The organism is Nocardioides sp. NPDC051685, assembly GCF_044453405.1.
Taxonomy (GTDB): domain Bacteria; phylum Actinomycetota; class Actinomycetes; order Propionibacteriales; family Nocardioidaceae; genus Nocardioides.
Genome location: NZ_JBITCR010000003.1, coordinates 404,771 through 430,140, shown reverse-complemented (window position 1 = coordinate 430,140; position 25,370 = coordinate 404,771). Strand labels below are relative to the sequence as shown.

At 69.7% G+C, this 25,370-nt stretch carries 26 protein-coding genes; 10 read left to right on the top strand and 16 right to left on the bottom strand.

Translation table 11 applies throughout. The features are described 5' to 3' along the window. Window positions 1-120 precede the first annotated feature (120 nt). From ACIA03_RS12170 to ACIA03_RS12160, 3 genes are all read left to right on the top strand, one after another. Entirely contained in the window at window positions 121-594 is a 474-nt protein-coding gene (locus ACIA03_RS12170) for a DUF2505 domain-containing protein (protein ID WP_396982641.1), read from the top strand. A gap of 46 nt (window positions 595-640) precedes the next feature. After that, window positions 641-1,117: a DUF2505 domain-containing protein gene (locus ACIA03_RS12165; protein ID WP_396982639.1), complete on the top strand. Its 477-nt coding sequence runs from the start codon at window positions 641-643 to the stop codon at window positions 1,115-1,117. A 124-nt stretch (window positions 1,118-1,241) separates the two neighbouring features. Beyond that, window positions 1,242-2,828 (top strand): lysyl oxidase family protein, encoded by a 1,587-nt coding sequence (locus tag ACIA03_RS12160; RefSeq protein WP_396982637.1) that lies wholly within the window; start codon window positions 1,242-1,244, stop codon window positions 2,826-2,828. A gap of 1 nt (window position 2,829) precedes the next feature. Here ACIA03_RS12160 and ACIA03_RS12155 read toward each other — a convergent pair whose 3' ends face one another. After that, entirely contained in the window at window positions 2,830-3,171 is a 342-nt protein-coding gene (locus ACIA03_RS12155; protein WP_396982635.1) for a DUF6912 family protein, read from the bottom strand. A gap of 15 nt (window positions 3,172-3,186) precedes the next feature. Beyond that, the gene (locus ACIA03_RS12150; protein ID WP_396982633.1) at window positions 3,187-4,641 is read right to left on the bottom strand and encodes a wax ester/triacylglycerol synthase family O-acyltransferase; all 1,455 of its coding nucleotides are present in this window, start codon (window positions 4,639-4,641) and stop codon (window positions 3,187-3,189) included. Window positions 4,642-4,733: 92 nt separating this feature from the next. Between ACIA03_RS12150 and ACIA03_RS12145 the strand changes: the two genes are divergently transcribed. From ACIA03_RS12145 to ACIA03_RS12135, 3 genes are all read left to right on the top strand, one after another. After that, on the top strand, window positions 4,734-5,108 hold the full coding sequence (locus ACIA03_RS12145) for a hypothetical protein (RefSeq protein ID WP_396982631.1): 375 nt from the start codon (window positions 4,734-4,736) through the stop codon (window positions 5,106-5,108). Then, window positions 5,105-6,433 (top strand): hypothetical protein, encoded by a 1,329-nt coding sequence (locus ACIA03_RS12140; RefSeq protein ID WP_396982629.1) that lies wholly within the window; start codon window positions 5,105-5,107, stop codon window positions 6,431-6,433. The genes ACIA03_RS12145 and ACIA03_RS12140 overlap by 4 nt, the downstream gene beginning before the upstream one ends. 123 nt (window positions 6,434-6,556) lie before the next feature. Continuing rightward, window positions 6,557-6,817 (top strand): helix-turn-helix domain-containing protein, encoded by a 261-nt coding sequence (locus ACIA03_RS12135; protein ID WP_045548309.1) that lies wholly within the window; start codon window positions 6,557-6,559, stop codon window positions 6,815-6,817. 111 nt (window positions 6,818-6,928) lie between these two features. Here the strand turns inward: ACIA03_RS12135 and ACIA03_RS12130 are convergent, their stop codons facing one another. The 3 genes from ACIA03_RS12130 to sigE form a co-directional block, all read right to left on the bottom strand. Further along, window positions 6,929-8,335, bottom strand: a complete 1,407-nt coding sequence (locus tag ACIA03_RS12130) for a S1C family serine protease (protein WP_396982626.1) — start codon at window positions 8,333-8,335, stop codon at window positions 6,929-6,931. Window positions 8,336-8,406: 71 nt separating this feature from the next. Further along, complete coding sequence (locus tag ACIA03_RS12125) at window positions 8,407-8,865, bottom strand: hypothetical protein (RefSeq protein ID WP_396982624.1); 459 nt, start codon at window positions 8,863-8,865, stop codon at window positions 8,407-8,409. Beyond that, window positions 8,862-9,461 (bottom strand): RNA polymerase sigma factor SigE, encoded by a 600-nt coding sequence (sigE, locus tag ACIA03_RS12120; protein ID WP_396982622.1) that lies wholly within the window; start codon window positions 9,459-9,461, stop codon window positions 8,862-8,864. The genes ACIA03_RS12125 and sigE overlap by 4 nt, the downstream gene beginning before the upstream one ends. 176 nt (window positions 9,462-9,637) lie before the next feature. On the opposite strand from sigE, the gene ACIA03_RS12115 reads away from it, so the two are divergent. Continuing rightward, window positions 9,638-10,273 (top strand): O-methyltransferase, encoded by a 636-nt coding sequence (locus ACIA03_RS12115; RefSeq protein ID WP_396982620.1) that lies wholly within the window; start codon window positions 9,638-9,640, stop codon window positions 10,271-10,273. 189 nt (window positions 10,274-10,462) lie between these two features. Here ACIA03_RS12115 and ACIA03_RS12110 read toward each other — a convergent pair whose 3' ends face one another. From ACIA03_RS12110 to ACIA03_RS12080, 7 genes are all read right to left on the bottom strand, one after another. Next, the gene (locus ACIA03_RS12110; protein ID WP_396982618.1) at window positions 10,463-12,010 is read right to left on the bottom strand and encodes a leucyl aminopeptidase family protein; all 1,548 of its coding nucleotides are present in this window, start codon (window positions 12,008-12,010) and stop codon (window positions 10,463-10,465) included. Next, the gene (locus ACIA03_RS12105; protein WP_008358749.1) at window positions 12,011-12,184 is read right to left on the bottom strand and encodes a DUF3117 domain-containing protein; all 174 of its coding nucleotides are present in this window, start codon (window positions 12,182-12,184) and stop codon (window positions 12,011-12,013) included. It lies immediately after the preceding gene. A 146-nt stretch (window positions 12,185-12,330) separates the two neighbouring features. Then, window positions 12,331-14,118, bottom strand: a complete 1,788-nt coding sequence (locus ACIA03_RS12100; protein ID WP_396982615.1) for a hypothetical protein — start codon at window positions 14,116-14,118, stop codon at window positions 12,331-12,333. Between the two features lie 15 nt (window positions 14,119-14,133). Further along, window positions 14,134-14,472: a DivIVA domain-containing protein gene (locus ACIA03_RS12095; RefSeq protein ID WP_396982613.1), complete on the bottom strand. Its 339-nt coding sequence runs from the start codon at window positions 14,470-14,472 to the stop codon at window positions 14,134-14,136. Between the two features lie 3 nt (window positions 14,473-14,475). Then, entirely contained in the window at window positions 14,476-15,195 is a 720-nt protein-coding gene (locus ACIA03_RS12090) for a TIGR00730 family Rossman fold protein (protein ID WP_396982611.1), read from the bottom strand. After that, window positions 15,192-16,277, bottom strand: coding sequence for a succinyl-diaminopimelate desuccinylase (gene dapE, locus ACIA03_RS12085; RefSeq protein WP_396982609.1), 1,086 nt, complete (start codon window positions 16,275-16,277; stop codon window positions 15,192-15,194). The genes ACIA03_RS12090 and dapE overlap by 4 nt, the downstream gene beginning before the upstream one ends. Before the next feature lie 21 nt (window positions 16,278-16,298). After that, window positions 16,299-17,108: a TetR/AcrR family transcriptional regulator gene (locus ACIA03_RS12080; protein WP_396982607.1), complete on the bottom strand. Its 810-nt coding sequence runs from the start codon at window positions 17,106-17,108 to the stop codon at window positions 16,299-16,301. Between the two features lie 99 nt (window positions 17,109-17,207). On the opposite strand from ACIA03_RS12080, the gene ACIA03_RS12075 reads away from it, so the two are divergent. Genes ACIA03_RS12075 through ACIA03_RS12065 form a run of 3 tightly spaced genes read left to right on the top strand, consistent with a single transcriptional unit; the run spans window position 17,208 to window position 19,395 of the window. Then, complete coding sequence (locus ACIA03_RS12075; protein ID WP_396982605.1) at window positions 17,208-17,663, top strand: nitroreductase/quinone reductase family protein; 456 nt, start codon at window positions 17,208-17,210, stop codon at window positions 17,661-17,663. Beyond that, on the top strand, window positions 17,660-18,610 hold the full coding sequence (locus tag ACIA03_RS12070; RefSeq protein ID WP_396982603.1) for an ATP-binding cassette domain-containing protein: 951 nt from the start codon (window positions 17,660-17,662) through the stop codon (window positions 18,608-18,610). Before ACIA03_RS12075 ends, ACIA03_RS12070 begins: the two co-directional genes overlap by 4 nt. Continuing rightward, window positions 18,607-19,395, top strand: a complete 789-nt coding sequence (locus ACIA03_RS12065; RefSeq protein ID WP_396982601.1) for an ABC transporter permease — start codon at window positions 18,607-18,609, stop codon at window positions 19,393-19,395. Before ACIA03_RS12070 ends, ACIA03_RS12065 begins: the two co-directional genes overlap by 4 nt. A 60-nt stretch (window positions 19,396-19,455) precedes the next feature. On the opposite strand, the gene ACIA03_RS12060 is transcribed toward ACIA03_RS12065, so the two are convergent. The 4 genes from ACIA03_RS12060 to ileS all read right to left on the bottom strand — a co-directional run bounded on the left by ACIA03_RS12060 (window position 19,456) and on the right by ileS (window position 25,255). After that, window positions 19,456-19,932 (bottom strand): aromatic ring-opening dioxygenase LigA, encoded by a 477-nt coding sequence (locus tag ACIA03_RS12060; protein ID WP_396982599.1) that lies wholly within the window; start codon window positions 19,930-19,932, stop codon window positions 19,456-19,458. 124 nt (window positions 19,933-20,056) lie between these two features. After that, a complete protein-coding gene (locus ACIA03_RS12055; protein ID WP_396982596.1) occupies window positions 20,057-20,737 on the bottom strand; it encodes a class I SAM-dependent DNA methyltransferase in 681 nt (226 codons plus the stop codon). Between the two features lie 88 nt (window positions 20,738-20,825). After that, on the bottom strand, window positions 20,826-21,776 hold the full coding sequence (locus ACIA03_RS12050; protein WP_396982594.1) for a hypothetical protein: 951 nt from the start codon (window positions 21,774-21,776) through the stop codon (window positions 20,826-20,828). Between the two features lie 236 nt (window positions 21,777-22,012). Then, the gene (gene ileS, locus ACIA03_RS12045) at window positions 22,013-25,255 is read right to left on the bottom strand and encodes an isoleucine--tRNA ligase (protein ID WP_396982592.1); all 3,243 of its coding nucleotides are present in this window, start codon (window positions 25,253-25,255) and stop codon (window positions 22,013-22,015) included. Window positions 25,256-25,370 lie beyond the last annotated feature (115 nt).

The following is a 25,370-nucleotide window of genomic DNA, read 5'->3' as shown; positions in this document are numbered from 1 at the left end:
GTGACTCTGGCCGACCTAGGCGTCATGATGTGGGGCTATGAGCGAGCGCAAGCGAGTGAACGGTGAAATCATCATGCGACCACGTCCGTATTCTGGCGCTTGCGCTACGGAGGTGGTCGCATGAGCAAAAAGCTGTCGGTCGACCTCGCCTACGACGCCCCGATCGCAGCCGTCTCGGGGATGCTCGCCGACGCGGCGTTCCGCGAGCAGGTCTGCGACGCCCAGCACGCGCTGTCCAAGAGCGTCGCGATCACCGGGTCGACGGTGAGCATCCGCTACGCCCAGGCCGTCAGCGGCGTACCGGGGTTCGCGAAGAAGTTCGTCGGCGACACCATCGAGGTGCACCAGGACGAGATCTGGTCGGCCGACTTCACCTCCGGCGACCTCAAGCTCACCCTGCCTGGCAAGCCCGGCTCGCTCGCCGGCTCCGCGCGCCTGGCGGAGAACGGCACGGGGACCGTCGAGACCGTCACCCTGACCGCTACCGTGAATGTGCCCCTGGTCAGCGGAAAGCTGGAGGATCTGATCCTCTCGATCTTCAAGAAGGCGCTCGAGAAGGAGCACGAGGTGGGCACCCGCTGGCTCGCCGGCTGAGCCGTCCCCGTCCCAACCGCCCAGAAGAGCCCCAAAGGATTCGGCAATGACGACGACCCTTCAGCACGAGCTCGTCTACGACGCCCGCATGGGCGAGGTGTCCGCGATGCTCGCCGATCCGGGTTTCCGGGAGCGGGTCGCCGACGCCCAGGGCGCGCTCCGGCGCCGGGTGACCATCGGCGGCGCGCCGCGCGAGGTCCGCATCGACCGGGTGCAGTCGACCGTCGGCGTACCCTCCTTCGCGAAGCGCGTCGTCACCGGCGACCTCACCGTCCACCAGAACGAGGTCTGGTCCTCCGACACCGTCGCGGTCGTCGACATCACCGTCCCCGGCGGCCTGGCCACCTTGCGCGGCAACATCTCGCTGTCCGAGTCCGACGGGCGCACCACCGAGAGCGTGCGGCTCAACATCAAGGTGCCCGTGCCCCTGGTCGGGGCCAAGCTCGAGGAGTACGTCGAGCAGCTGATGCTCAAGGCCTTCGACCTCGAGCAGGCGGTCGGCGCGGCGTACCTGTCTCGATAATTCTTGGCGATCCGATGCAACCGGATCGAAAAGTTAACCGTCCCCATATGCGACCGGCAATAAATTGCCGGACTCGGGCCTCGGATCAGGAGGGATTCGAGCCACTCACCAGGGGAGCATCTCGATGGTCAAACCTCGTACTCGCACGCGGCAGCTGGTCTCGGCCGGCATCGGGCTGGTGGCAGCCGCACTTGTCGTCACCACGACGGTGTCGGCGAACTCCGGTCCCGCGAGCGGCACCACCGGCAAGGGAACACTGAAGCTCGTCGCCGCAGCCGACACCGTCCAGGTGGAGGCATGGGAAGGGAAGGCGTACGTCCAGCCGTCGGTCTGGCTGGCGGCGTACGACGCGGCCTTCGAGTTCCGTGCCAGCCACACCGCCTATGACGAGCCGGTGAAGCTGACCAAGACCGTCATCCGGGGCAAGAAACGCACCACCACGACCGCGCCGGCCTCGATCGTGGACAGCATGAAAGGCTTCAAGGACGGCCTCCGGGTCACCTTGAAGAACAAGGCCGGCAAGGTGATCCTCGACGAGAGGCGGCCGCTGTGCCCCGGTGGCTACGACCGGCAGCGGGTGCAGACCGACGGCGCCACCGGTCCGGTCTACCCGGAGTTCTGCGGCGGCAACTGGTTCACCAAGGGCGTCCTGTACGGGATCGAGCGGGGCATGGCGGTCCCGGCCGTCTCCGACCTCGAGTTCGAGACCAAGGGCGAGACCAAGCTGACCATGACGATGAGCATCAGCAAGCCGGTCGCCGACTTCCTCGGTCTGTCGAACGCCAACCGCACCGCCAAGCAGAAGCTGATCATCGTCGACGGCTGCCCCGAGGGTGGCTGCGAGGGTGAAGGCGAGGGCGAGATGGGCATCATGGCGGCCCATGGCGCCGATGACGACCAGGGCGCTCGCACCGTGGTGCCGCGAGAGACGCTGGAGGGCGGCGAGAACGGCCGCGGCCGGCTCCCGCTGGGTGGCGCGCTCGGCAGCATCAAGCCCGGTAAGCCCAGGAAGGACACCCTGCCCGACCTGGTCTCGCTGCCGGCGTGGCAGATCTCGACCGAGGTCGACGAGGGCGGCACCGACCGCCTCAACTTCGCCGCCAACGAGTGGAACGCGGGCCCCGCGCCGATGGTCGTGGAGGGCTTCCGCCGCGGCACCTCACCGGTGATGGACGCCTACCAGATGTTCTACCGCGACGGCAAGCAGGTCGGGGTCAAGAAGACCGGCACGATGGAGTTCCACGAGGCGCCCGAGCACAACCACTGGCACTTCCTCGACTTCGCCAAGTACGAGCTGGTCGACGCCAAGGACAAGGTCGTCTCGACCAGCGGCAAGCAGTCGTGGTGCCTCGCGCCCACCGACCCGGTGGACCTGACCGTGCCCGGCGCGACGCTGCGTCCCGGCCAGACCGGCCTGGAGTCGGCCTGTGGCGAGAAGTCCGCGCTCTGGCTCCGGGAGAGCATGCCGACGGGCTGGGGCGACACCTACAACCAGGCCCAGACCCAGGCCTTCGACCTGAGCAAGGTCAAGAACGGGACCTACCGGATCAAGGTGACCGTCAACCCTGACGGCAACCTCTACGAGCGGACCCGGTCGAACAACGTCAGCTACCGCACCATCACCATCGGCGGCAAGGCCGGCGCCCGCACCGTCAAGGTTCCGCCCTACCAGGGCGTCGACACCGAGACGTGGTGGGGCGAGGAGGAGTGACCTAGATAAGGTCTGGGATCTCCTGGGTCGCGAACCAGCCCAGATCCTCGTCGGGGTCCGCGTCGACCGGGCGATCTGCCAGGTCGGCGTGGACCGCGGCGACGAGCTTGAGCGGGACCACCTGATCACCGAGGGCGGCCGGAGCGTCGACGACGACCACGACCCGGCGCCCGGGACCGGCCAGGAGCGCCGCCGAGTCGTCGGCGGCGCTCATCAGGGCTGCGTACTCGGCCTCTTCGCTGTCGTCCGGGGCTGCGTAGCCGTCGGCGGTGCCGGGCAGCTCGCCCTTGGCGTACCAGTCAGCGAGCAGCTCGAGCGTGGCGGGTACGTAGATGCGGGTCACGGGTCGGATTCTGCCTCACTCGCCGGAGTTCTTGACCACGCGCAGGCCCCGGGGCGCCCGGAACCGGCGCCCGGAGACGGTGTCGAGCAGCTCGTCGAGCGCCTCGCCGATGCACTGTCCGACGAGCGACGCGTCGGGCACCAGGTCACGGTCGGCGGTGATCGCGAAGAAGACCTGGCCGTCGTAGGAGGTCACCCCGATCGCGAGGGTGTGCCCCTCGGTCAGCGGGTGGATCGGATAGGAGGCCACCAGCCGGGACCCGGCCGCATAGCGGGGCTCCTGGGGGCCGGGGACGTTGCACACCGAGAGCAGGTAGTCGTGCTCGCTCTCGGCAGCCACGCGGGAGCCGACCATGTGGAACGTGGCCGGGGCGAAGCCGCTGATCCCGGCGAGCCGCTGCGCACTGACCGTACGGGCGTTGGCCTTGTGCTGCTCGAACGAGTAGGACACCTGGTGGAGACGCACGACCGGCGACGGCTCCGCGACCGGGAGCACCACGAAGTGGGGCGCGACCGCGGACCCGAGCTGGGTCGGGTCGAGCTCCTCGTCGATCACCGAGACCGGCACCATCGCCGGCACCTGGCGTACGCCGGCCAGCGACTGCTGGCGGGTCATCAGCCAGGCACGCAGACCGCCGGTGACCGCCGCGAGAATGACGTCGTTGACGGTGCCGCCGTGGGTGTCCCGGATCCGGCGGAAGTCGGCCAGGTCAGCCTGCAGCGTGACCACGAGCCGCTGCTGGGAGAGCACTCCGTTGAGCGGGGTCGGCCGCTCCGGAGCCCGGCGGGTGAGCGCACGGGCGATGCCCGTACCCGCGTTCTGGAAGTCCCTGGCGACGCCGGTGACCCGCCCGAGCGCGAAGCCGCCCAGGCTGCGCGCGGTGTCGGTCAGGCCGCTGACCGAGGTGACCGCCTCGAAGACCGCGCCCGCGACCAGGCGCGCGCTCGACTGCGGCTCCGGCGGCTCCCACAGGTCGGGCACGACCGGCCCGACCTCGGGCTTGTCATCGAGCAGCAGCTGGACCAGGTCGACGGTCTCGGCGCCGTCCACCAGCGCCTGGTGGGTCTTGGTGACCAGCGCGACCCGGTCGCCGGCCAGCCCCTCGATGACGTAGAGCTCCCACAACGGCCGGGAGCGGTCCAGGGGTCGCGAGACGATCCGGCCGGCCAGGTCGAGGAGCTGGTCCATCGAGCCCGGGCGGGGCAGCGCGGAGCGGCGTACGTGGTAGGTGAGGTCGAAGCGGTCGTCGTCCGCCCACACGGGGTAGGCGATCCGACCGGGCACGACGCGCACCCGCTGGCGGTAGCGGGGCACGAAGGCCAGCCGGTCCTCGACGTGCTCGAGGAACGCGCCGTAGTCGAAGCCCTCGGACTTGGGCTCGATCAGCTCGATGCTCGCCACCTGGTGCGGCACCGCCAGCGTCTCCCCGTCCAGGAAAGCCACCTCACGTGGCCGAAGTCGGTCACTCACGCTGCCACCTCATGCCCTCTCAGCCACCTCTTTGGTTCATGTGCGATTGTGGCAGACGCCAGCTTGAACTTAGCCCACGAAACGGGGGAGCAATGCGCCTCACGGCCCGGATCATCGCGGTCGTGGCAGCAATCTGCGGGATCGCGTCCATCGCGACCGCCTGCGGAAACGACGTCGCCACCGATCCCAGCAAGGACAGCGACCCGGTGGTCGTCGAGATCAACTTCTCCGGTGACTCGGTCGATCCCCACGGGACCCAGGTCGACGTCCCGGTCGGCCACCGCGTCGAGCTCGACGTGACCGCCGACGCCGCCGGCGAGATCCACGTGCACTCCGACCCGGAGCAGTCCGCCGCCTACGGCGTGGGCACGACGCGGATCAGCCTGGGCGCGTTCCAGATCCCCGGTCAGTACGAGGTGGAGTCACACACCCTCGGCAAGACCATCGTCACCCTCGAAGTCAAGTGATCCTCACCCACGGCGTGGGCGGTCGCCAGGACCTCCCACTGCCGCTCGAGTACGTCATCGCGGGCGCTGTCCTCGCCCTCCTCGTCTCCTTCGGGCTGCTGGTGCTGACCACGAGGCGTGCCGCCGAGGGACAGGTCGTGGGCCCACGGAATCCGCGTGGCTGGCCACTGCCGCGTCTCGGGCGTGTCGTCGACTCCCCCGCCTGGACCGCGCTGTGGCGTGTCGTCGGCCTGCTGATCTTCGCCTACTTCGTGCTGGTCGCCTTCGCCGGCACCGACAACGCCCTCAATCCCATCTTCGGGATGACGTACGTCTGGCTGTGGGTCGGCATCGTCCCATTCTCGCTCCTGTTCGGACCGGTCTGGAAGGCGATCAGCCCGGCTCGCACGATCGTGGCCGGACTGACCTGGCTGCGGGGCCCGGGCGATCCGCCGTTCCGCCTGCCCGAGCGTCTCGGCTACTGGCCCGCGGCGTTCGCGTTGCTCGCCTTCGCCTGGCTCGAGCTGGTCTACCCGGACAACAACTACCTCGGCCCCGTACGCCTCTGGCTGGCCGTCTACCTGGCCGTGATGATCCTCGGCGGCGTGCTCTTCGGCGAGGAGTTCCTGGAGCGCTGCGATCCGTTCGAGGTCTACTCGTCGATGGTCGCGAAGCTGTCGGTGTGGGGACGCACCCAGGCCGGCAACCTGGTCGTGCGGACCCCGCTCGGCAACCTCGACACCCTCCGCCCCGCCCCGGGCATGGTCGCGGTCGTCTCCGTCCTCTTCGGCACCATCGTCTACGACTCCTACCGGGAGTCGCCGCCGTGGCTCCAGCTCGTGCAGAGCCCGGAGATCTCCGGCGGCACCGCCTACCTGATCAGCAACCTCGCCCTCATCTCGTTCCCACTGCTCGTGGCCGGGTTCTACTGCGTCGGGACGATGCTGACCGGCGTCGGCGACGTGCCACGCCGGGCCCTGCCCGCCGAACTGGCGCCCTCGATCGTGCCGATCATCGTCGGCTACGTCGTGGCCCACTACCTCAGCTACTTCTGGGAGAGCGGGCTGGCAACGCTGCGCAACGCGTCGGATCCGTTCGGAAACGGAAGCGACTGGTTCGGGACCGCGGACATGCCGGTCTCCTACTTCTTCGCCTTCCACGCCACGCTGCTGGCCGTCATCAAGGTGGCCGCGGTGATCATCGGGCACGTGCTCGGCGTCTGGTCGGCCCACATCCGGGCGCTCCAGGTGCTTCCGAAGAAGCATCTGGTGAGCGGGCAGGTGCCGCTTCTGCTCACCATGGTCGGCTTCACGGTCGGTGGGTTGTACCTGCTGTTCGCTGCATAACGCGGCTCTGCTTCACGGTTCACCCACCACGCATCCACAAAGTGGCGCATCCCTACCTAAAGCGGGCTAACAGGTTGGCGCCATTGTTTACGGCCGCTTGCAGAGTCTGGGAGACTCATCCTTATGTCTGGTACCCCCCGCTTCCTGACTCTTGCCGACGTGGCAGAGGTGCTCAACACCTCGAGCGCACAGGTCTATGCCCTTGTCCGCCGTGGTGAGCTTCCCGCTATCAAGATCGGCGGTCGCGGCCAGTGGCGCGTTGAGTCCAGTGTCCTCGAGAAGTTCATCGACGACATGTACTCGCAGACCAAGGCCTTCGTGGCCGACCACCCGTTCGTCGAGGCCGAGGGCGCTGCGCCCGCCGCCACGCCGGACGCTTCTTGAGTCACAGCAACCTCAACCCCCACACCTAAACCTTCCCCACAACAACGCGAAGAGCTGCCAGGCATTGCGCCCAGCAGCTCTTCGCGTCTTTTCTCATCCTTGCCGCGTCGGTCAGGCGAGGTTCTCGGTCTGCGCCTCCAGCTTGATCTTGAGCTGGTGACGGGTGCCGTTGCGCATCACGGTGAACTCGATCGTCTCCCCCGGCTGGTGGGCCCGGATGGCGACGATCATGCCGATCCCGTCGGTGACGATGACGTCTCCGACCTTGGTGACCCGATCACCGTCCTTGAGGCCACCGGCGGCCGCCGGCGAACCTGCCTCGACCACCGAGATCAGCGCTCCGTTGTGGTCGACGGCCTGGACGTCCACGGAGGCCCCCACGATCGGGTACGTCGCCTTGCCGGTCTTCAGGATCTGCGCGGCGGTGACCTTGACCTGGTCGATCGGGATCGCGAACCCGACGCCGATGCTGCCGCCTTCTCCGCCCTCGCCGCCGCCGGCGGTCGCGATGGCCGAGTTGACCCCGATGACCTGGCCGACGAGGTTGACCAGCGGGCCGCCGGAGTTGCCGGGGTTGATCGCCGCGTCGGTCTGGATGGCGTTGATGTAGGAGGTGTCGTCCTTGGACTGGCCGGTGCTCACCGGGCGCTGCAGCGCGCTGACGATGCCGGAGGTCACCGTGGAGCTGAGTCCCAGCGGCGACCCGATGGCGACGACCCCCTCGCCGATCCGCAGCCGTGACGTGCTGCCGAGCGAGGCCGGCTCGAGCTCCTTGACCTCGGGCACGTCGAGGACGGCGAGGTCGTAGACCGCGCTGCGCCCGACCACGTCGGCCTTGTAGCGGCGACCCTTGTGGTCGACCACCTCGATGCTGCCCTTGGCCTTGGCCGCGTCGGCGACGACGTGGTTGTTGGTGACCACGTGGCCGTTCCGGTCGAAGACGAAGCCGGAACCCGTCGCGGCATCGTCGACGCCCTGGTATTCGGCGAAGATCTGGACGGTCGAGGGCAACAGCGTCGCGGCCACCTTCACGATGCTGGCGTCGTCGCCCTCCAACGGCGCATCGGTCTCGATCGAGCCCGGGTCGAGCCCGCCACCGGCCAGGCTGGACATGTCGTCCTGGTCCTCGAGCACGCCACCCGCATATCCGCCGAGCACGCCCAGCAGGAACGCGACCGCCGCCGCCAGCGCCCAGATCGGGCCAGGGACGCGGCGGCGCTGCGAGGAGTCGTCGCGGACGTACGACGTGGGTGGCAGCGACGGCGGAGCGTCGAACCCGGGCAGCGATCCCCCGGGCGGAGGCGGCACCATCGGCGGCAGCGGCGCGGTGCCGGCGGCCGGAACCGCCGCGACGGCAGGTCCCGGCATGCCCGGCAACGGCACCTCGGCCGTGTCGCGCTCGCTGTCGTCCAGGTCGTCAGGGGACGACTGCCCGGCCGGGGGCACGCTGGGCGCACCGGAGGGTGGCGCCCAACGAGAGATCGGCCGCGACTGGTCGTCTTGTGGTTCCTGCGTCACGAGACCCATTCTTCCCACTCGCCCCAACAATCGGGCAGCCCGGGTCTCGTGTCGTGTCGCAGGGCGGTCGGTCAGCGGCGTACGTGGGCGACGATCGGGGCACCCGGGACCTGGGTGACCGAGGTGACCGGGAGGTTCCTGGGGACCGGCGCGTCGGCGGGCGCGGCGGCGAAGGCGAACATGCTGAACACGGCGGCACCGACAGCACCGCCGCCGGCGGCGACCATCACCAACGTACGCCGCATCGACCGGGGGTCGGAGTAGCTCTCGCCGAGATCGTCGGAGGGCCACATGGCCGCCGCCATCACGCCACCGCGCAGCGACCCTTTCAGGTCGGCCGGGGCCGAGACACCCGGATCGACGCTGAGGCCGGCGAGGCGTCGTTTGAGCCAGCCCTCACGCTCTACCAGGCGGCGGCAGGCGCAGCACTCGTGCACGTGTGCCCAGGCGCGCTCCTCCTCCGCCGCGGGAAGCTGTCCGTCGAGAAGGGCGCTGGTGCGCGCGCCGAGGTGGTTGCCCAGAAGACTCATGAAGCCCCGCCCCACAACACCTTGGGCCCGGAGTGACGCAGTCGTCCGCCGCGAGGGGCACGGTGGGCGAGAGCGTCACGAAGCATCGCCCGGCCGCGGTGGATACGCGAACGGACGGTGCCGAGCTTGGCACCGAGGATCTCGGAGATCTCCTCGTAGGAGAGCCCCTCCACGTCACAGAGCACGACCGCGGCCCGGAAGTCGGGAGGCAGCGTGGCCAGCGCGCGCTCGATGTCGTCGTCGAAGCGCTGGTCGGTGTAGGCCACGTCGGGCGTCGGCCCGCTGCTCGTCAGGCGCGAGGCGCGCTCGTCGGAGAGGGCATCGAAGCGGATCCGCTGCTTGCGACGGGCCTGGTCGAGGAAGAGGTTGGTGGTGATCCGGTGCAGCCAGCCCTCGAAGGTGCCGGGGCTGTAGGTGTCGAGAGAGCGGAAGACGCGCACGAAGACCTCTTGGGTGAGGTCCTCCGCATCAGGGCGGTTGCCGGTCAGACGGTAAGCAAGCCGGTAGACCCGGTCGGAGTGTTTCTCCACGATCTCGTCCCATGTCGGCACGCCCGACTCTGCAGTCGGGGTCTCGTCCATGGGGTGCGCGGTCATGGTGCTCCTGCTCGTCTCGCTGATCGCTGACATCTCCTACGGTAGATCGCCTGGCACCGGAAGGGGCTGAGAGTTGCCTGTGAGGCTCCTATTTTTCCCCTTCCTGTGCTCTTCCAACGCACAAGTTGGATCAGGCGTTCCCGCACCGTTGCGCGAAACAGGTTAGGTTTTACGGTGTGACCAGCCCTGTCTCGACCGCAAGTTGGACCTACGCCGACGAGTTCGTCGCGGAGGACGACCTCCTCGCAGCCGCCCGCTCCCGGGCCGAGGAGGTCGGTGTCGCGCCGATCGGGCCGGGCGGCGGCGCCACGCTGCGCTTCCTCGCCTCGGTCCTCGACGCCAAGAACGTCGTCGAGGTCGGCACCGGCACCGGTGTCTCCGGGCTGTGGCTGCTGCGTGGCATGCGCTCCGACGGGGTCCTGACCACCGTCGACATCGAGACCGAGCACCAGCGGCTGGCCCGCCAGAGCTTCACCGAGGCCGGCTTCGGCCAGCGGCAGGCGCGGTGCATCGCCGGCGCCGCCCTCGACGTGCTCCCCCGGCTCACCGACAACCACTACGACATCGTCTTCGTCGACGGCGACAAGACCGAATACGCGGCCTATCTCAAGGAAGCCCTGCGCCTGCTCCGCCCCGGCGGCGTCGTCGCCTTCGACAACGCACTGTGGCACGACCGCGTGGCCGACCCGTCCGTACGCGACGAGGAGACCGCCACCATCCGCGAGCTCAACCAACAGGTCGCCGACAACGACGACCTCATCCCGCTGCTCCTCCCGGTCGGCGACGGCCTCCTGCTCGCCCGAAAGATCTAGCGGAGACGACCGGAGCGAGGTCGAGCGGCGAGCTTGCTCGTCCGCTCGCGCCGAGCGAGGGAGTAACCGCGCGCAGCGCGGAGGCGTCACCCCCGTCGGCCGAGGCGTCACTCGCGTCGGCCGAGTGGTCACGTACGTGCCATCTCGGCCGACGTAGGTGACCTCTCGGCCGACGGGGGTGACTTCTCGTCAGAGGCCGGCCAGGGGGTCGGCGCCGGCGAGCCAGGTGAGGAGGACCCGGGCACCGAAGCCGGTGGGGCCGGGGGTGAGCTCGTGGACGTCGGCGTACGCGTCGCCGCAGGCCACGTCGAGGTGGGCCCACGGGACGCCACCGGTGAAGTGGTGCAGGAAGAGCGCGGCGGTGATGGCGCCGGGGCCACCGGGGGCGTTGTCGGCGTCGGCGACCTTCGAGGAGAGCTTGTCCTCGTAGTCCGCGACCAGCGGCATCCGCCACAGCGTCTCGCCGGAGACGTCGGAGGCCTCGGCCAGCGACGTGGCCAGCGCTTCGTCGTCGGCGAAGTAGCCGGCCATCGTCTGCCCGAGCGCCACGCGCATCGCACCGGTCAGGGTGGCGATGTCGACCAGGGCGGCCGGTTTGACCTTGTCCACGGCGTACGCCATCGCGTCGGCCAGCACGAGGCGGCCCTCGGCGTCGGTGTTGGTGACCTCGGAGGTGCGGCCGCCGTAGTGGGTGACCACGTCACCGGGGCGTAGCGCCGAGCCGGAGATGGCGTTCTCCGCGGAGGCGATGAGGCCGACCACCTTGACCGGACAGCCGACCTCGGCGAGCGCCGACATGACCGCGAGCACCGCTGCGCCCCCGGTCATGTCGCGCTTCATGTTGACCATGCTGTCGCCGGGCTTGATGTTGAGCCCGCCGGTGTCGAACGTGATGCCCTTGCCGACCAGCACCACCGTCGGTGCCGTCCGCAACGAGTTCAGCCGGCCGGCCTTGCGGGGCGTGTAGTCGAGGCGGATCAGTCGCGGCGGGGTCGCCGACCCCTGGCCGACGGCGACGATGCCCCCGAAACCCTCTGCGGCAAGCTGGTCCTCGTCCCAGACGGTGACCTTCAGGCCGGTCTCGGCCCCCAGCGAGGTGGCCTGCTCGGCGAGCCAGGCGGGGTTCTTGAGATTGCTCGGGACCGAGGAGAAGAACCGCGCGCGCCAGCCGGCGCGCGCGATCGCCTGAGCCCGGTCCAACGCTGCCGCCTGGTCGTCGCCGAGGTCGGCCAGGGTGATCGTCTCTACCGGCGTCCACGGCGCACCCTCGGAACGCCAGTGGAAGAGGAAGGAGCCCAGCGTCGCGCCGGCCACGAACGGCTCCAGTCCGACCTCGGGGTCGACTGCCGGGATCGTCGTGACCACATCGGTCCGGTCCCGTACGGCACGGGCCAGCGCGGCCCCCGCCCGCCGGAAGTCGTCGCGACGTTGCCCACCGACACCGATGAGGAGGATCTGACGCAGGGTGCCGGAGCCGGTGACGGCGTACGTCGTCACCTCACCGGCACTGCCGGTGGCACCTTCGAACTCGAGGTGACCCAGAAGGTCATGACGGTCGCCCAGCTCGGCGGCCCCAGGACCGATCACCAGCGCATCGTCGCCGGGGACGACGGGCAGCGCGATGATCTCGGCATCGAGGCTCTCCGGACCGAGCGGACTGAGCGTGAAGGTGGGCGGCCTGACCTGAGACGGCAGAGCCTGGGACGGCAGCGCCGGTGACGGCAGCGTTGTGGTCATCTACGCGTTCAGCCCAAGACCTTTGATCTCTTCGCCGAGCGCAGCGGCCTCTTCGGCGTTCAGTTCGACGACCAACCGGCCACCACCCTCGAGCGGGACGCGCATCACGATGCCCCGACCTTCCTTGGTGACCTCCAGCGGACCGTCTCCTGTCCGCGGCTTCATCGCCGCCATGCGGCACCTTCTTCCGTGTCTCGCGTGTCGGCGCTCACCTGCCGGATGGCCTCGGAGCGCGCATTGCGAGTCCATTATCCCTCATCAGGTCCGCAGACCTGACGGCAAGGTGGGAGTTTCGGCGGGTTGACCTGCCTCCGAACCTGTCAGATGACCGAGGTTCCGTAGGCCCAGGTCAGCCAGATCGCGAGGATCACCAGCGTGATGTGCACCACGATCGCGGCACCGGAGGCCTCGAAGAACCCTCCGTCACGCCTTCGACGGGCGCCTCCGACAGACCTGTCGTAGGCCCCGTCGTAGCGCTCGTCGTAGCTGTCGTCATAGCCGCTGTCGTAGGCCTCGTCGTAGTCGTAGCCTTGTTCGTACGCCTGGTCGTAGCGCTGGTCGTAACCCTGCTCGTATCCCGGGTAGGACTGCTCGTCGTAACCCTGCTCCTGCTGCCGGCGACGCGGCTGCGCCTGGGGCGCTCGCGGGGCCTGCGCAGGGGACTCGACCCGGCCCCGGTCGCGCGGTCCGTAGGAGTCGAAGGAGTAGGGATCGTACGTCTCGGGCTGCTGCTCGGTCCGCCGGCCGGACTGCGGGCCGGACTGCGGGCCGGGCGCGGGTGCCGGGGGCGGCGCGGGCGCGGGCGCGGGCTGCGGTGTCGGTCGGGGCGCCGGGCGGGGTGCCCGCGGCGGGCTCGGCTGCTGCTGAGCCGGCGGGTAGTCGGAGTAGCTGCTGTCGCGCCGGTATCGGCGGTCGGCGAACTCGTCGTGGCTGTCGTTGCGGCGGTCGTCATAGCGACCGTCGTAGCCACGGGACCGTCGCTGCGGCGGCTCCTGGCGGCGGCCCCACGGATCCTGACCGCTCGGGCTCCGGCCCGGCGTGGCCTGGCCCGGCTGAGGCTGCTCGGGCGCCGGCGGCTGAGGTGCCGGACGCTGGGGTGCCGGACGCTGGGGTGCCGGACGCTGGGGTGCCGGACGCTGCGGGGCCGGCTGCTCCGGCGCTCGCCGCTCCTGGGCGGGTCGCGCGGGCGCGGGCGCCGGGCGGGGCTGCTCCGGCCGGATCTGCTCCGGGCGAGGCTGCTCCGGCCTGATCTGCTCCGGCCGGGCCCGCTCCTGCCGCGGGCGGGCTGGCGCCTCCGGGGCAGGCGGCGGGGGCACGGGCTGGTGGCGTACGGGCTGCTGAGGCGCCGGCGCCTGGGGGGCGGGCCGCTGAGCTGACCGCTGCGGCGCGGAAGGCTGCTGCGGCGCGGGCGGCGGCGGTGTCGGTCGCCCTGCCGCACGGCGACCGACCTGCCCGTCCCGCGCCGGCGCAGCAACCGGCGCCGGGGCAGGGGCCGGCGGTGCAGGCGAAGGGTCACGCTCGATCGGTGCCATCACGGCCGTCTCGTCGACGCCCGACGCTGCTCGGCGAGGCTCGGGCCGGCGCTCGGCCGGGCGACCCGGCTGGGCAGCGGGCTGGGCCACGGGCTGAGGAACAGGCTGCTGGGCCGCCCGGCGCGGGTCGGCATAGCTCGCCCGGTCATCGACCTCGGCGTAGTCGTCGTAGCCGGCCTCGGCATAGCCGGGCTGGTCGTAGCCGTAACCGTCCTCGGCGTACTCCTCGTCGTACCCGTCGTCGTAAGCGTCGTCATAGCCGTAGTCGTCGTGGCCGGCGGCCCCGGCGCGATGCTCCTTGAGCCGCCGCGCGAGCAGGTAGATGCCGGCGATCGCGGCCAGCCAGATCCCGAAGAGCCCGATCACCCCCGGGACGTCCCCGCCGAGGAAGAACGACGACGGCGAGGCGAGGAAGAGGATCCAGACCAGCAGGCCGGCGACACCGGCGTAGAGGTGGATCCGGGCCGGCAGCCCCGACTCCTGCGGCTGCAGGAGATGTGGCTTGAGGTAGGTGAGCGCGACGATCACCGCGACCAGGGCGGTCACGGCGTAGACGAGTACGGCAGCGAAGCTCACGGCAGCGATTCTGTCCTAGACGTCGGGCGAGCCCGAATCGGGCTCGGGCGTATGTGATGTGAGTCCCCCGACTCCGACCTCGGCACCGGCATCCCCGGTCGAGGTCGACTCACGCCATTCTGCCTCCTCGGCAAGGCGAGCGATCAGAGCGTCCACCTCGTCCATCCGGTAGCCGCGAAAGGCCACCGAGAAACGTACGCGACGCAGGTCTGCCGACTCCAGGACGCGGTCACGGGGCACCAGAGCGTCGGGCTGGTCGCCGTACTCCTCCCCCATCGGCGCGCCCGACCCGGCGGCTACGAGGGCGACTCCGCCGAGAGCCAGCACGATCAGTGCCGCGAAGATCCAACCCATCCTTCAGTCACGCGCCTTCAGCATCAGCTCGACCGCCTCGTCCACGTCGTCGGTGAGGGTGATCATGTCCAGGTCGCTCTGCTTGATCCGGCCGTCTTCCAGCATCGTCTCCCGCATCCAGTCGAGCAGGCCCTCCCAGTGCTGCACGCCCATCAGGACGATCGGGAACTGGGTGATCTTCTGGGTCTGGGACAGTGTCATCGCCTCGAAGAGCTCGTCCATCGTGCCGAGACCGCCGGGCATGACGACGTAACCCTGGGAGTACTTGACGAACATCATCTTCCGCACGAAGAAGTAGCGGAAGTTGAGCCCGAAGCTGACGTAGTCGTTGAGCCGGGCCTCGAAGGGCAGCTCGATGCCGAGGCCGATCGACTCGCCGCCGGCCTCGAGGGCGCCCTTGTTGGCCGCCTCCATCGTGCCGGGGCCGCCGCCGGTGATCACCACGAAGCCCGCCTCGGCCAGGCCGCGGCCGACCGCCTCGGCCTGGGCGTAGGTCGGGTGGTCCTTGGGCGTGCGCGCCGAGCCGAAGACGCTGATCGCCGGGCCGATCTCGGAGAGGTCGTTGAACCCCTCGACGAACTCGGCCTGGATCTTCATGACCCGCCACGGGTCGGTGTGGACCCAGTCGCCGTGGCCGGAGCTGTCGAGCAGTCGCTGGTCGGTGGTGCTGCCGGCGGGGCGCCCCTTGGTGGGGCGTGGGCCGGAGCCGCTGCGTCGGGTCATGCGGTCAACCAATCACGAAGGGCCTGCTCGCACGCGGTGATCTCGGAGATCCGCACGTGCTCGTCGGCCTTGTGGGCGAACATCGGGTCACCTGGACCATAGTTGACCGCCGGTATGCCGAGAACGGTGAACCGCGCCACATCGGTCCAACCGAACTTGGGTCCGACCTCGCCGCCGACCGCGGCGACGAAGTCCTTGGCCGCGGGCCGGTCGAGCCCGGGCAGCGCGCCGGGGGCGGAGTCGGTCAGGGTGACGTCGTAGCCCTCGAAGAAGCTCTGCACGAAGGCGTACGCCTCCTCCTCCGAACGGTCCGGGGCGAAGCGGTAGTTGACCGTGACCACGCACTCGTCGGGGATCACGTTGCCGGCCACTCCCCCGCTGACGAAGACCGCGTTGAGGCCCTCGTGATACTCCAGCCCGTCGATGACCGGCTTGCGCGGGACGTACGACTCCAGACGGCGCAGCACCTCGCCGGCCTTGTGGATCGCGTTGACCCCGCGCCAGGAGCGGGCGCTGTGGGAGCGCTCGCCGGTGGTGCGGACCTCGACCCGCAGCGTGCCCTGGCAGCCGGCTTCGACGCCGGCGTTGGAGGGCTCCATCAGGATCGCGAAGTCGCCGGCGAGGAGGTCGGGCTCGCTGGCCGCGAGCTTGCCGAGCCCGTTGTGGACGGCCTCGATCTCCTCGGCGTCGTAGAAGACGTACGTCACGTCGCGGTTGGGCGTCCGGAGGGTCGCGGCGAGCTTGAGGATGACCGCGTCGCCCGACTTCATGTCGCACGCGCCGAGGCCGTGCAGGATGCCGGTGGCCTCGTCGAGCCGGCTCGGGAAGTTGCCGTTGACCGGCACGGTGTCGAGGTGGCCGGCGATGACCACGCGCTCGGGCAGGCCGAGGTCGGTGCGCGCCACGATCGAGTTGCCCCGCCGCTCGACGACGAGGTGGTCGTAGGCGGCCAGCGCGCGCTCCACGGCGTCGGCCAGCTCCAGCTCGTTGAGGCTCACCGAGTTGATGTCCATCAGCTGCCGGGTCAGCGTCACCACGTCGGTCGTCAGGTCGATCTCGGGAGTGTCAGGACTGGTTGTCACAGGCGCTAGTCAACCAGCCCTTCATGAGAGGTCATCCGCCGCACCGGTCGACCGGCGGTCGACGTGGGCGAGCACACCGTCGATGATCCGGGCCAGCCCGTAGTCGAGCTCGCGCGCTGGGTCGCTGGCGGCCTGGTAGGCCTCGCCCGCCGCGTTGCCGACCCGGCCGGCCAGCGGGTAATGGCTACCCGCCATCACCTCGGTGAGCGTGTCGTAGTTGGCAGCCCACCACTCCGACTCGGTCATCCCGGTCACCTGCTCGGCGCGGCGCTTCATCAGCTCGCTGCGGGCGATGGTGGCCGCGAGCCCCACCAGGACGGCGACCGTCTGGTCCATCTCCAGGTCGGACAGCCCGAGGCCGTCGACGGCGCGCAGCTGCCACTCGTAGCGGTCGCTCATGTTGGGCCCCAGCCAGGGACGTACGTCCTGCACCTCGAGCAGCCAGGGGTGAGCCCGGAGCTCGTCGTGCTGGAGGTTGGCGACCAGCTCGAGGCGCTTGCGCGGATCCTCGGGCAGGTCGGGCAGCTCGGTCCGGCCGGTCACCTGGTCGGCCATGAGCACCAGCAGTGCGTCACGGTTGGGCACGTAGGAGTAGAGCGTCATCGCCCCCAGACCGAATCGCTGGGCGATCGCACGCATCGTCACCGCGGCCAGCCCCTCGGCGTCGGCGAGGTCGATCGCGGTGTCGACGATCTCGTCGACACTGACTCCTCGCTTCGGACCCCGCTTCGCCTTCGGCTCCTCGCGCACCGCGGCCCGATGGCGCCACAGCAGGCGCAGGGACGGGTCGGGCTGAGCAGAGTGGTCAGGCTGGTCCGGCACGTGGCTCATCGTAACCTCATCGGAAAGAATTTCGTACAACGTACGGAACAAATGCTACAGTCGCTCCGTTGTCATCTTCGTACATCGTACGAAATTGGAGGAACGTGCATGCCGAACGACGCGAAACCGGTGCCACCGCGCTGGCTCAAGCCGATGAACAAGGTCTTCGTGGCCCTGTCGAGGACCGGGCTCGGGATGACGGAGCTGCCCGTGCTCACGGTGCCGGGCCGCACCAGCGGCAAGCCCCGCAGCACCCCGCTCTCGGTGCTGGACCTGGACGGACGGCGCTACCTGCTCGAGGGCTTTCCGGGCGCCGACTGGGCCCGCAACGTACGCGCCGCGTCCGGGCGCGCCACGCTCCGGATCGGCCGCTCCACCGAGGAGGTGCAGCTCGTGGAGGTCGAGGCGGACGAGGCCCTGACCGTGCTCCGGCTGTGGCCGGAGCGGATGGCCGACGGGGCGAAGATCATGCTGGACGCCGGGGTGGTCACCGCGGTGACGCCGGAGGCCTTCGAGGCGGTCGCCGGGCGCTGCGGCGTGTTCCGGATCGAGGTGGGTCGATGACTCCCCTCTCCGCCCGCGGCGTGCGCAAGCGCTACCGCGACACCCACGCGCTCGATGGCCTCGACCTCGAGGTGATCGCCGGCACCGTGCGCGCCCTCCTGGGACCCAACGGAGCCGGGAAGTCCACCGCGGTGAACGTCTTCGCGACGCTCACCCGGCCCGACGCCGGCGAGGTGCGCGTCGGCGGTCACGATGCCGTACGCCACCCCGCCCGGGTCCGCTCCGCGATCGGCCTGGTCGGGCAGAGCGCCGCGCTCGACGAGGCCCTGCACGGCCGGGAGAACCTGGTGATGTTCGGCCGCCTCCACGGCCTCTCCAAGACCGATGCCGTACGCCGCGCCGGCGAGCTCCTCGACGCCTTCGGCCTCGCCGACGCCGGCGACCGGAAGGTCTCGGGCTACTCCGGCGGGATGCGGCGCCGGCTCGACATCGCCGCAGGCCTGGTCACCCGACCGCAGATCCTCTTCCTCGACGAGCCGACCACCGGGCTGGACCCACGGGCCCGCCACGAGGTGTGGGAGATGGTGCGGCAGGTGGTCGCCGACGGGACGACGGTGCTGCTGACCACGCAGTACCTGGACGAGGCCGACCAGCTGGCCGACCTGGTCACCGTGCTCCGCGCCGGCCGGGTGATCGCCGAAGGCACCCCGTCGGCGCTCAAGAGCGATCTGGGCGGCGACCGGGTGATCATCACCGCGACCGGACCCGACGACCTCGCCCGGATGGCCGGCGTCCTCGGCTCGGCGGCGGGCGTCGACCCCGACCGGCTCGAGGTCACCGTCGAGGCGGGCACGGCCGGTGGTGGGGCCGCGCTCGTCGAGGCCGTACGCAGCCTCGACTCCGCCGGCATCACGGTCGACGACGTGCTGCTGCGCAGGCCGACCCTGGACGAGGTGTTCCTCCACCTGACCGACCCCGAGCACCATCACGAAGGAGCCGCCCGATGACCGCACTCACCGCCACCCTGCGCCAGACCTGGGTGATCACGCTCCGCGACCTCAAGCACTGGCAGCGCGAGCCGTGGGGCCCTGTCTTCGGCATCCTGTTCGCGATCATGATGCTGCTGATCTTCGGCTACCTGTTCGGCGGCGCGATCGAGATGCCGGGCGGCGGGACGTACCTGCCCTATCTCCTGCCCGGGGTGCTCGCGCTGACGATGATGTTCGGCATCGACGGCACCATGGCCGTGGTCACCGAGGACACCAAGCGCGGTGTCACCAACCGATTCCGGTCGCTGCCGATGAGCGGCCTGGCGGTGCCGCTGGGACGGGCGGTCGCCGACCTGGGCAACTCGGCGGTCCAGCTGGGCGTGCTGATGCTCGGCGGCCTGCTGATCAGCTGGCGGATCGAGGGCTCGCTCCTCGAGGCGGCCGCGGCGGTCGGGCTCCTGCTGTGGCTGCGACTGGCGATGCTGTGGCTGGGCATCTTCCTCGGCCTGACCCTGCGGATGGAGGGCGCCCTGACGATGGTGCAGGTGCTGGTCTGGCCGCTTGGGTTCTGCTCGAGCCTGTTCGTCTCGCCCGAGACGATGCCCGGCTGGCTCGGCTTCCTCGCCGCTTGGAACCCGGTCTCGGCGACCGCCACCGCGTGTCGGGACCTCTTCGGCAACCCGACCGGGATCACCTCCGGCCTGCTCGCCGACCATGCGGTGCTCCTCGCGCTGGCCTGGCCGGCGGTCCTGCTGGCGGTCTTCGTCCCGCTCTCCGTCCGGGCGTTCCGGCGCCTGGGCTGAGGACGGGAGAACGGGCCCGGGAAGGCGATGCCTATCCGGGCCCGTTGGCGGATGGGGGGGTCAGGCCGCGGCCGGTTCGAGGCCGTCGGTCTCGTCCGTGGCCTTCACCTTCGCCGGCGCGACGGCTCGGGTCAGCGACCCGAGCGCGAAGGCGACGAACAGCAGGACGACGCCGAGGCCCGCGACCAGCGCCGAGAGACCGAAGGCGGTGACCGCTGTCAGCAGCGAGGCGCGTACGAACGACGACTCCGCCGCGACCGCGCGGATCGGGTCCTTCTGGTCCAGCTCGGCGTACGTCTTGCCCTTGGTGATCCCCAGGGCGTGCTTCTCGACGGTGGCCGCCTGGGAGTAGGCCGAGAACGGGCCGTCGACCTTGTCTCCGGCGAGGAAGGAGGCGTCGTCGGCGACGGTGATCTCCTGCGCCTTCAGCTGGGCGTGGGCCAGGTAGTAGGAGGAAGCGCCACTGGCGATGAACAGGAGGCCGAACAGCCCGATCAGGGGGCTCAGCAGCTTCGCGATCCGAGGTTTGCGGGTCATGCGAACTAAGGCTCACCTAACTCACCTTCGGAGGAAAGTCCCGAAGAGTGTGATCTTCGACTACCCCACGCGCCGCGCTCGAGATGGAAGCGCGCCGCCTGGACGCCTGACGCCCGGCGCCCCGTCAGCCCGGTAGGCGGCGGGCGATGATCAGCTCGCCGACACCGGGCATCGGCGTCGTCTCGACCGTGAACCCGGCGGCGGCCAGGTCGGCGAGCAGCGCCGGCCGCGGATGGGTGCGGTAGTACATCACGAACTTCGGCCGCCACACCGCGTTGCGCACCCGCATCACCAGGTCGAAGCCGGAGAGCAACCAGTACGCCGGCTCGGTCGGCCTCGGCCCCCGGCTCATCGGCAGCGCGAACACCCCGCCGGGGCACAGCGACCGGTAGATGCCGTCGAACAGCGGCGGCCGCTCCTCCGGCAGGAAGTGCCCCAGCGCCCCGAAGCTCACCACCAGGTCGTACGCAGCACCGAACGGCAGCGCGCGGGCATCCGCCCGCACCAGGTCGGCGCCGGGGTGAGCGGCCCGGGCCCGCTCCAGCATCCCGGCGCTGAAGTCGACCCCCGTCGGCGGCTCCGCGGTCGCCTCCTCGAGCAGCTCCAGCCCCGCCCCGGTGCCGGTACACACGTCGAGGCCCCGCTCGAACGGCCCGTGCTCCCGCAGCGCGGTGATCGTCGCGGCGAGCATCCAGTCCGGCGTCCGGAACGGGGTCGCGTCGAACTTCGGCGCCAGCAGGTCATAGCCGCGCTCGACCGACGACAGCGCCTGGACGGCAAGTTCCCTCAGCGTGGGCCTCTCCACGTCTCAACGATAGGCGCGCCCAGGCCTTTCGCGCCGTGATTCTCGATGAGCCTAGGAGACTCAGGCACGCCACACGTGATCGAGTCTCCTAGGGTTGCCGCGCGAGCACGCAATCGTCGCCGCACGGCGTGGGAGAGTCCGTCCAGCCACGTGATGCCAGGACTCGGGCGATGCTCCGCGCCGTCCGGCAGGACGTCCCGAAGACCTGGTGCCAGCGCAGTCGCGCGGTGACAGTGCCGGTGGTGGCGAGGTCGTCGAGCGCCCGATCGGCATCGCGGGCCTGGTCGCGCCAGGTGTCATGACCCAACGCTCCGTCGAGTTCGACGACCAACCCGTACGCCGCATACTCCACGTCTCGGAACTGATTGCCCTCGGGCGTCGCTCGCACCGTCTGTCGCTCGGATCGTGGCAGCGCGTGGGCGCGCTCGACCTTGCTGAGATAGCCGTGCTCGAGCACGGAGTTCGTGCCGGACTCCAGGTCGTCGATGATCTTGGCGATCCAGGCGCGGCGGCGCAGGGACGGGAACCGATCCAGCGCCCCACGGAGCGAGTCGGCGGTGACATAGGCACGCCCAACGACATCGGCGAGACTGGCGATCGCGTCGATCTCCGAGCGGGCGTCGTGCGCCATCGCCAGCGCGTTGTCCTCCAGCTTCAGGCGAGGCGGGACGCCGCCGTGGGCATGGGTCTCGAGGTTGGTGAGGCGGTGGATCACGATGCCGGGCTGAGGCGCGACCCTCCGGGTCTGGTCGATGGCGACATGGATCGGGTCGGGGACCACCCCGGGCACCCTCGGCCGCTCCGTGCGGGGTGCCTCGACACTCGGGCCGCACACGTAGGCGGGGGCCGCGTAGAGGACCGCCGCCCAGGCGCGCTGGTGCCAGGTGAGCGGACCGGTGTGATCGACGTACACCCGCGGATGCACGCGCACGATCTCCTTGCGCCGCTGCATCCTGACCATGTCAGCGCGCGTCAGCCCACCGGCCGCGAGCTGCGCATGGCTGAGCACGCCATCTTGCTGACGTCGGTGCGCCTCCATCAGTCGCACTGCATGCTCTCGATCCCATGCCGCCTTCTGCTCGCCGCCAGGTTCCGAGATATCCACGTCGCAGTTATCGCACGCGACGACCCAGAAAGGGAGACACCCTCCTCGCCCGGCGCCGATCTGAGCTCCGAAAGTGCCGAACGCCCGAGACCCCGCGCGTCAATGAAGAGAGCAACCCTAGGAGGGTGAGTCACGCCAGACGTGACTCACCCTCCTAGGGTCCAACAGGATCAGACCTTGGCGACCTTGATCTGGGCCTTTTCGCCGTCGCCCAGGTCGACCGGGTCGCCCTCGAGGCTCTCGACCACCTCGTACGTCGTGGCGAGGGTCTCGCGGGAGATCAGGTCGGCGTGGGTGGTGGCTGCCTGGCGTACCGCGTCGGAGCCGGTCACCGAGAGGGTGATGCGGTCCTCGACGTTGAGACCGGAGCCCTTGCGGGCCTGCTGGACCGCGCGGATGAGGTCGCGGGCGAGGCCCTCGGCGGCGAGCTCGGGGGTGACGACCGTGTCGAGGACGATGAAACCTCCGGGGAGCATCGAGACGGCGATGTCGTCGGAGGCGGCACCGGCGACGGTCTCCAGGGTGTATTCACCCTCGACCAGCGCCAGTCCACCGGCGACGACCTCACCGGACTCGGACACCGACCAGTCACCCGACTTGGAGCCCTTGATGGCCTTCTGGACGTCCTTGCCCAGGCGCGGGCCGGCGGCGCGGGCGTTGACTGCGAGCTTCTGCTCGATGCCGAACGTCTGGGCCTCCTCCGAGTCGGCCGCGAGCAGCCGGACGGACTTGACGTTGACCTCGTCGGCCACGATCTCCTCGAAGCCGGCGATGTCGGCACCGACGACCGTCAGGCCACCGAGCGGCAGGCGGTTGCGGAGCTTGCGCGCCTTGCGCAGGGCGGAGGTCGAGGAGCAGACCGTGCGCACGGCGTCCATCCGCGCCACCAGGTCGTCATCAGCAGGCAGGTCGGAGACGACCGGGTAGTCGGCCAGGTGCACCGAGCGGCCACCGGTCAGACCGCGCCAGATCTCCTCGGTGGTCAGCGGCAGCAGCGGCGCGACCAGGCGGGTCACCGTCTCCAGCACCGTGTAGAGGGTGTCGAAGGCGGCCTTGTCCTCGTTCCAGAACCGCTCGCGGCTACGCCGGATGTACCAGTTCGTGAGCACGTCGATGAAGCGCTGGGTCGCCTCGCACGCCTCGGCGACGTAGTAGTCGTCCATCGCGGTAGTCATCTCGGCGACGTAGTCGCGCAGCTTGGCCAGGACGTAGCGGTCCAGCGGGTCCGTGGACGCCGTCGAGCCGGTGGTCTCGACGTTGGCCGCGTTGGCGTAGAGCTGGAAGAAGTACCAGCTGTTCCACAGCGGGATCATCACCTGGCGTACGGAGTCCCGGATGCCCTGCTCGGTGACGACCAGGTTGCCGCCGCGCAGGATCGGCGACGACATCAGGAACCAGCGCATCGCGTCGGCGCCGTCGCGGTCGAAGACCTCGTTGACATCCGGGTAGTTGCGAAGCGACTTGGACATCTTCTGCCCGTCCGAGCCCAGCACGATGCCGTGGCTGATGCACGACTGGAACGCCGGGCGGTCGAAGAGCGCGGTCGCCAGGATGTGAAGGGTGTAGAACCAGCCGCGGGTCTGGCCGATGTACTCCACGATGAAGTCGCCCGGGAAGTGGTGCGCGAACCACTCCTCGTTCTCGAACGGGACGTGGTTCTGGGCGAACGACATCGAACCCGAGTCGAACCAGACGTCGAGCACGTCGGCGACCCGGCGCATCATCGACTTTCCGGTCGGGTCGTCCGGGTTGGGGCGGACCAGGTCGTCGATGTAGGGACGGTGGAGGTCGGGGTTGCCCTCGGCGTCCTTCGGCAGGGTGCCGAAGTCGCGCTCGAGCTCTGCGAACGAGCCGTAGACGTCCAGGCGCGGGTAGGCCGGGTCGTCGGACTTCCACACCGGCACCGGGGAGCCCCAGAAGCGGTTGCGGGTGATCGACCAGTCGCGGGCGTTCTCCAGCCACTTGCCGAACTGGCCGTCCTGGATGTGCTCGGGCACCCAGCGGATCTGCTGGTTGAGCTCGAGCATCCGGTCCTTGATCTTGGTGACCTCGACGAACCAGCTCGACACACCCTTGTAGATCAGCGGCTGACGGCAGCGCCAGCAGTGCGGGTAGGAGTGGTTGTAGGACTCGCGGCGCAGCAGGATCGTGCCGGGCGTGACCGATCCCCCTGCCTCGCCGCGGGTGACCGCCTTGAGGTGGTCGATGATCTGCAGGTTGGCGTCGAAGACCTGGACACCGGCGTAGTCGACCACCGGCGCGGTGAAGCGCCCGTCCTTGCCGACCGGCATGACCGCCTCGATGTCCTCGCGGTCGGTCACCTCCTTGTCGACCTCACCGAACGCGCCGGCGGTGTGGACGACCCCGGTGCCGTCGGTGGTGGTGACGGCGTCGTCAGCCGCGACCACGCGGAACGCGTTGGCGTGCCCGGCGTAGTAGGAGAACGGCGGGGTGTAGGTGCGACCGAGCAGATCGGTGCCCTTGTAGCGGCCCAGGACGGTGGGCTCGTCGTCGGCCTCCGGGAACAGCTCCTTCTTGTACGCCGCGAGCCGAGCCTCCGCGAGGACGTACTTGGCCGTCTCGTCGGTGCCCGGGACCGGGCCCTCGACCACGACGTAGTCGATCTCGGAGCCCACCATCACGGCGAGGTTGGACGGCAGCGTCCAGGGCGTGGTGGTCCAGATCAGGACGTGGGCGCCGTCGAGAACCTCGTCCTCACCGGTGGCGTCGAGCGCGTAGCCCACGGTCACCGCCGGGTCCTGGCGGTCCTTGTAGACGTCGTCGTCCATCCGGAGCTCGTGGTTGGACAGCGGGGTCTCGTCCTGCCAGCAGTAGGGCAGGACGCGGAAGCCCTCGTAGACCAGGCCCTTGTCGTAGAGCGTCTTGAACGCCCAGATCACCGACTCCATGTAGTCGGGGTTGAGGGTCTTGTAGTCGTGGTCGAAGTCCACCCAGCGCGCCTGGCGGGTGACGTAGTCGCGCCACTCGCCGGTGTACTTGAGCACCGAGGCGCGGCAGGCCGCGTTGAACTTGTCGATGCCCATCTCGACGATCTCGTCGGTCGTCTTCAGACCGTTGAGACGCATCGCCTCGAGCTCGGCGGGGAGACCGTGGGTGTCCCACCCGAAGCGCCGCTCGACACGCTTGCCGCGCATGGTCTGGTAGCGCGGGACGATGTCCTTCACGTAGCCGGTCAGCAGGTGGCCGTAGTGCGGCAGACCGTTGGCGAACGGGGGGCCGTCGTAGAAGACGAACTCGTTCTCGCCGTTCGTGCCGGGGTCGCGGTTGTCGATGCTCGCCTGGAACGTCCCGTCCTTCTGCCAGTAGTCGAGAACCTGCTTCTCGATCTCCGGGAACCGTGGGCTGGCCGGGACTGCGCTCGTGTCGGCTGAGGTGACCTTCGGATAGGCCATCGGCGGCATCTCCTGCTTGGGTGGTTGTGGGTTGTCTTCACCACAGGGACGATCTTGCGACCGCGGTACCACCCTGCTTACCCATGCCTGGGCCACTTCGTTTCGGCTGTGACGG

Excerpts from the sequence above, each read along its gene's own strand:
- ACIA03_RS12170 (WP_396982641.1), top strand. The coding sequence starts at position 121 with ATGAGCAAAAAGCTGTCGGTCGACCTCGCCTACGACGCCCCGATCGCA.
- ACIA03_RS12165 (WP_396982639.1), top strand. The coding sequence starts at position 641 with ATGACGACGACCCTTCAGCACGAGCTCGTCTACGACGCCCGCATGGGC.
- ACIA03_RS12160 (WP_396982637.1), top strand. The coding sequence starts at position 1,242 with ATGGTCAAACCTCGTACTCGCACGCGGCAGCTGGTCTCGGCCGGCATC.
- ACIA03_RS12145 (WP_396982631.1), top strand. The coding sequence starts at position 4,734 with ATGCGCCTCACGGCCCGGATCATCGCGGTCGTGGCAGCAATCTGCGGG.
- ACIA03_RS12135 (WP_045548309.1), top strand. The coding sequence starts at position 6,557 with ATGTCTGGTACCCCCCGCTTCCTGACTCTTGCCGACGTGGCAGAGGTG.
- ACIA03_RS12125 (WP_396982624.1), bottom strand. The coding sequence starts at position 8,865 with ATGAGTCTTCTGGGCAACCACCTCGGCGCGCGCACCAGCGCCCTTCTC.
- sigE (WP_396982622.1), bottom strand. The coding sequence starts at position 9,461 with ATGACCGCGCACCCCATGGACGAGACCCCGACTGCAGAGTCGGGCGTG.
- ACIA03_RS12110 (WP_396982618.1), bottom strand. The coding sequence starts at position 12,010 with ATGACCACAACGCTGCCGTCACCGGCGCTGCCGTCCCAGGCTCTGCCG.
- ACIA03_RS12105 (WP_008358749.1), bottom strand. The coding sequence starts at position 12,184 with ATGGCGGCGATGAAGCCGCGGACAGGAGACGGTCCGCTGGAGGTCACC.
- ACIA03_RS12095 (WP_396982613.1), bottom strand. The coding sequence starts at position 14,472 with ATGGGTTGGATCTTCGCGGCACTGATCGTGCTGGCTCTCGGCGGAGTC.
- ACIA03_RS12090 (WP_396982611.1), bottom strand. The coding sequence starts at position 15,195 with ATGACCCGACGCAGCGGCTCCGGCCCACGCCCCACCAAGGGGCGCCCC.
- ACIA03_RS12080 (WP_396982607.1), bottom strand. The coding sequence starts at position 17,108 with ATGAGCCACGTGCCGGACCAGCCTGACCACTCTGCTCAGCCCGACCCG.
- ACIA03_RS12075 (WP_396982605.1), top strand. The coding sequence starts at position 17,208 with ATGCCGAACGACGCGAAACCGGTGCCACCGCGCTGGCTCAAGCCGATG.
- ACIA03_RS12070 (WP_396982603.1), top strand. The coding sequence starts at position 17,660 with ATGACTCCCCTCTCCGCCCGCGGCGTGCGCAAGCGCTACCGCGACACC.
- ACIA03_RS12065 (WP_396982601.1), top strand. The coding sequence starts at position 18,607 with ATGACCGCACTCACCGCCACCCTGCGCCAGACCTGGGTGATCACGCTC.
- ACIA03_RS12060 (WP_396982599.1), bottom strand. The coding sequence starts at position 19,932 with ATGACCCGCAAACCTCGGATCGCGAAGCTGCTGAGCCCCCTGATCGGG.
- ACIA03_RS12050 (WP_396982594.1), bottom strand. The coding sequence starts at position 21,776 with ATGGAGGCGCACCGACGTCAGCAAGATGGCGTGCTCAGCCATGCGCAG.
- ileS (WP_396982592.1), bottom strand. The coding sequence starts at position 25,255 with ATGGCCTATCCGAAGGTCACCTCAGCCGACACGAGCGCAGTCCCGGCC.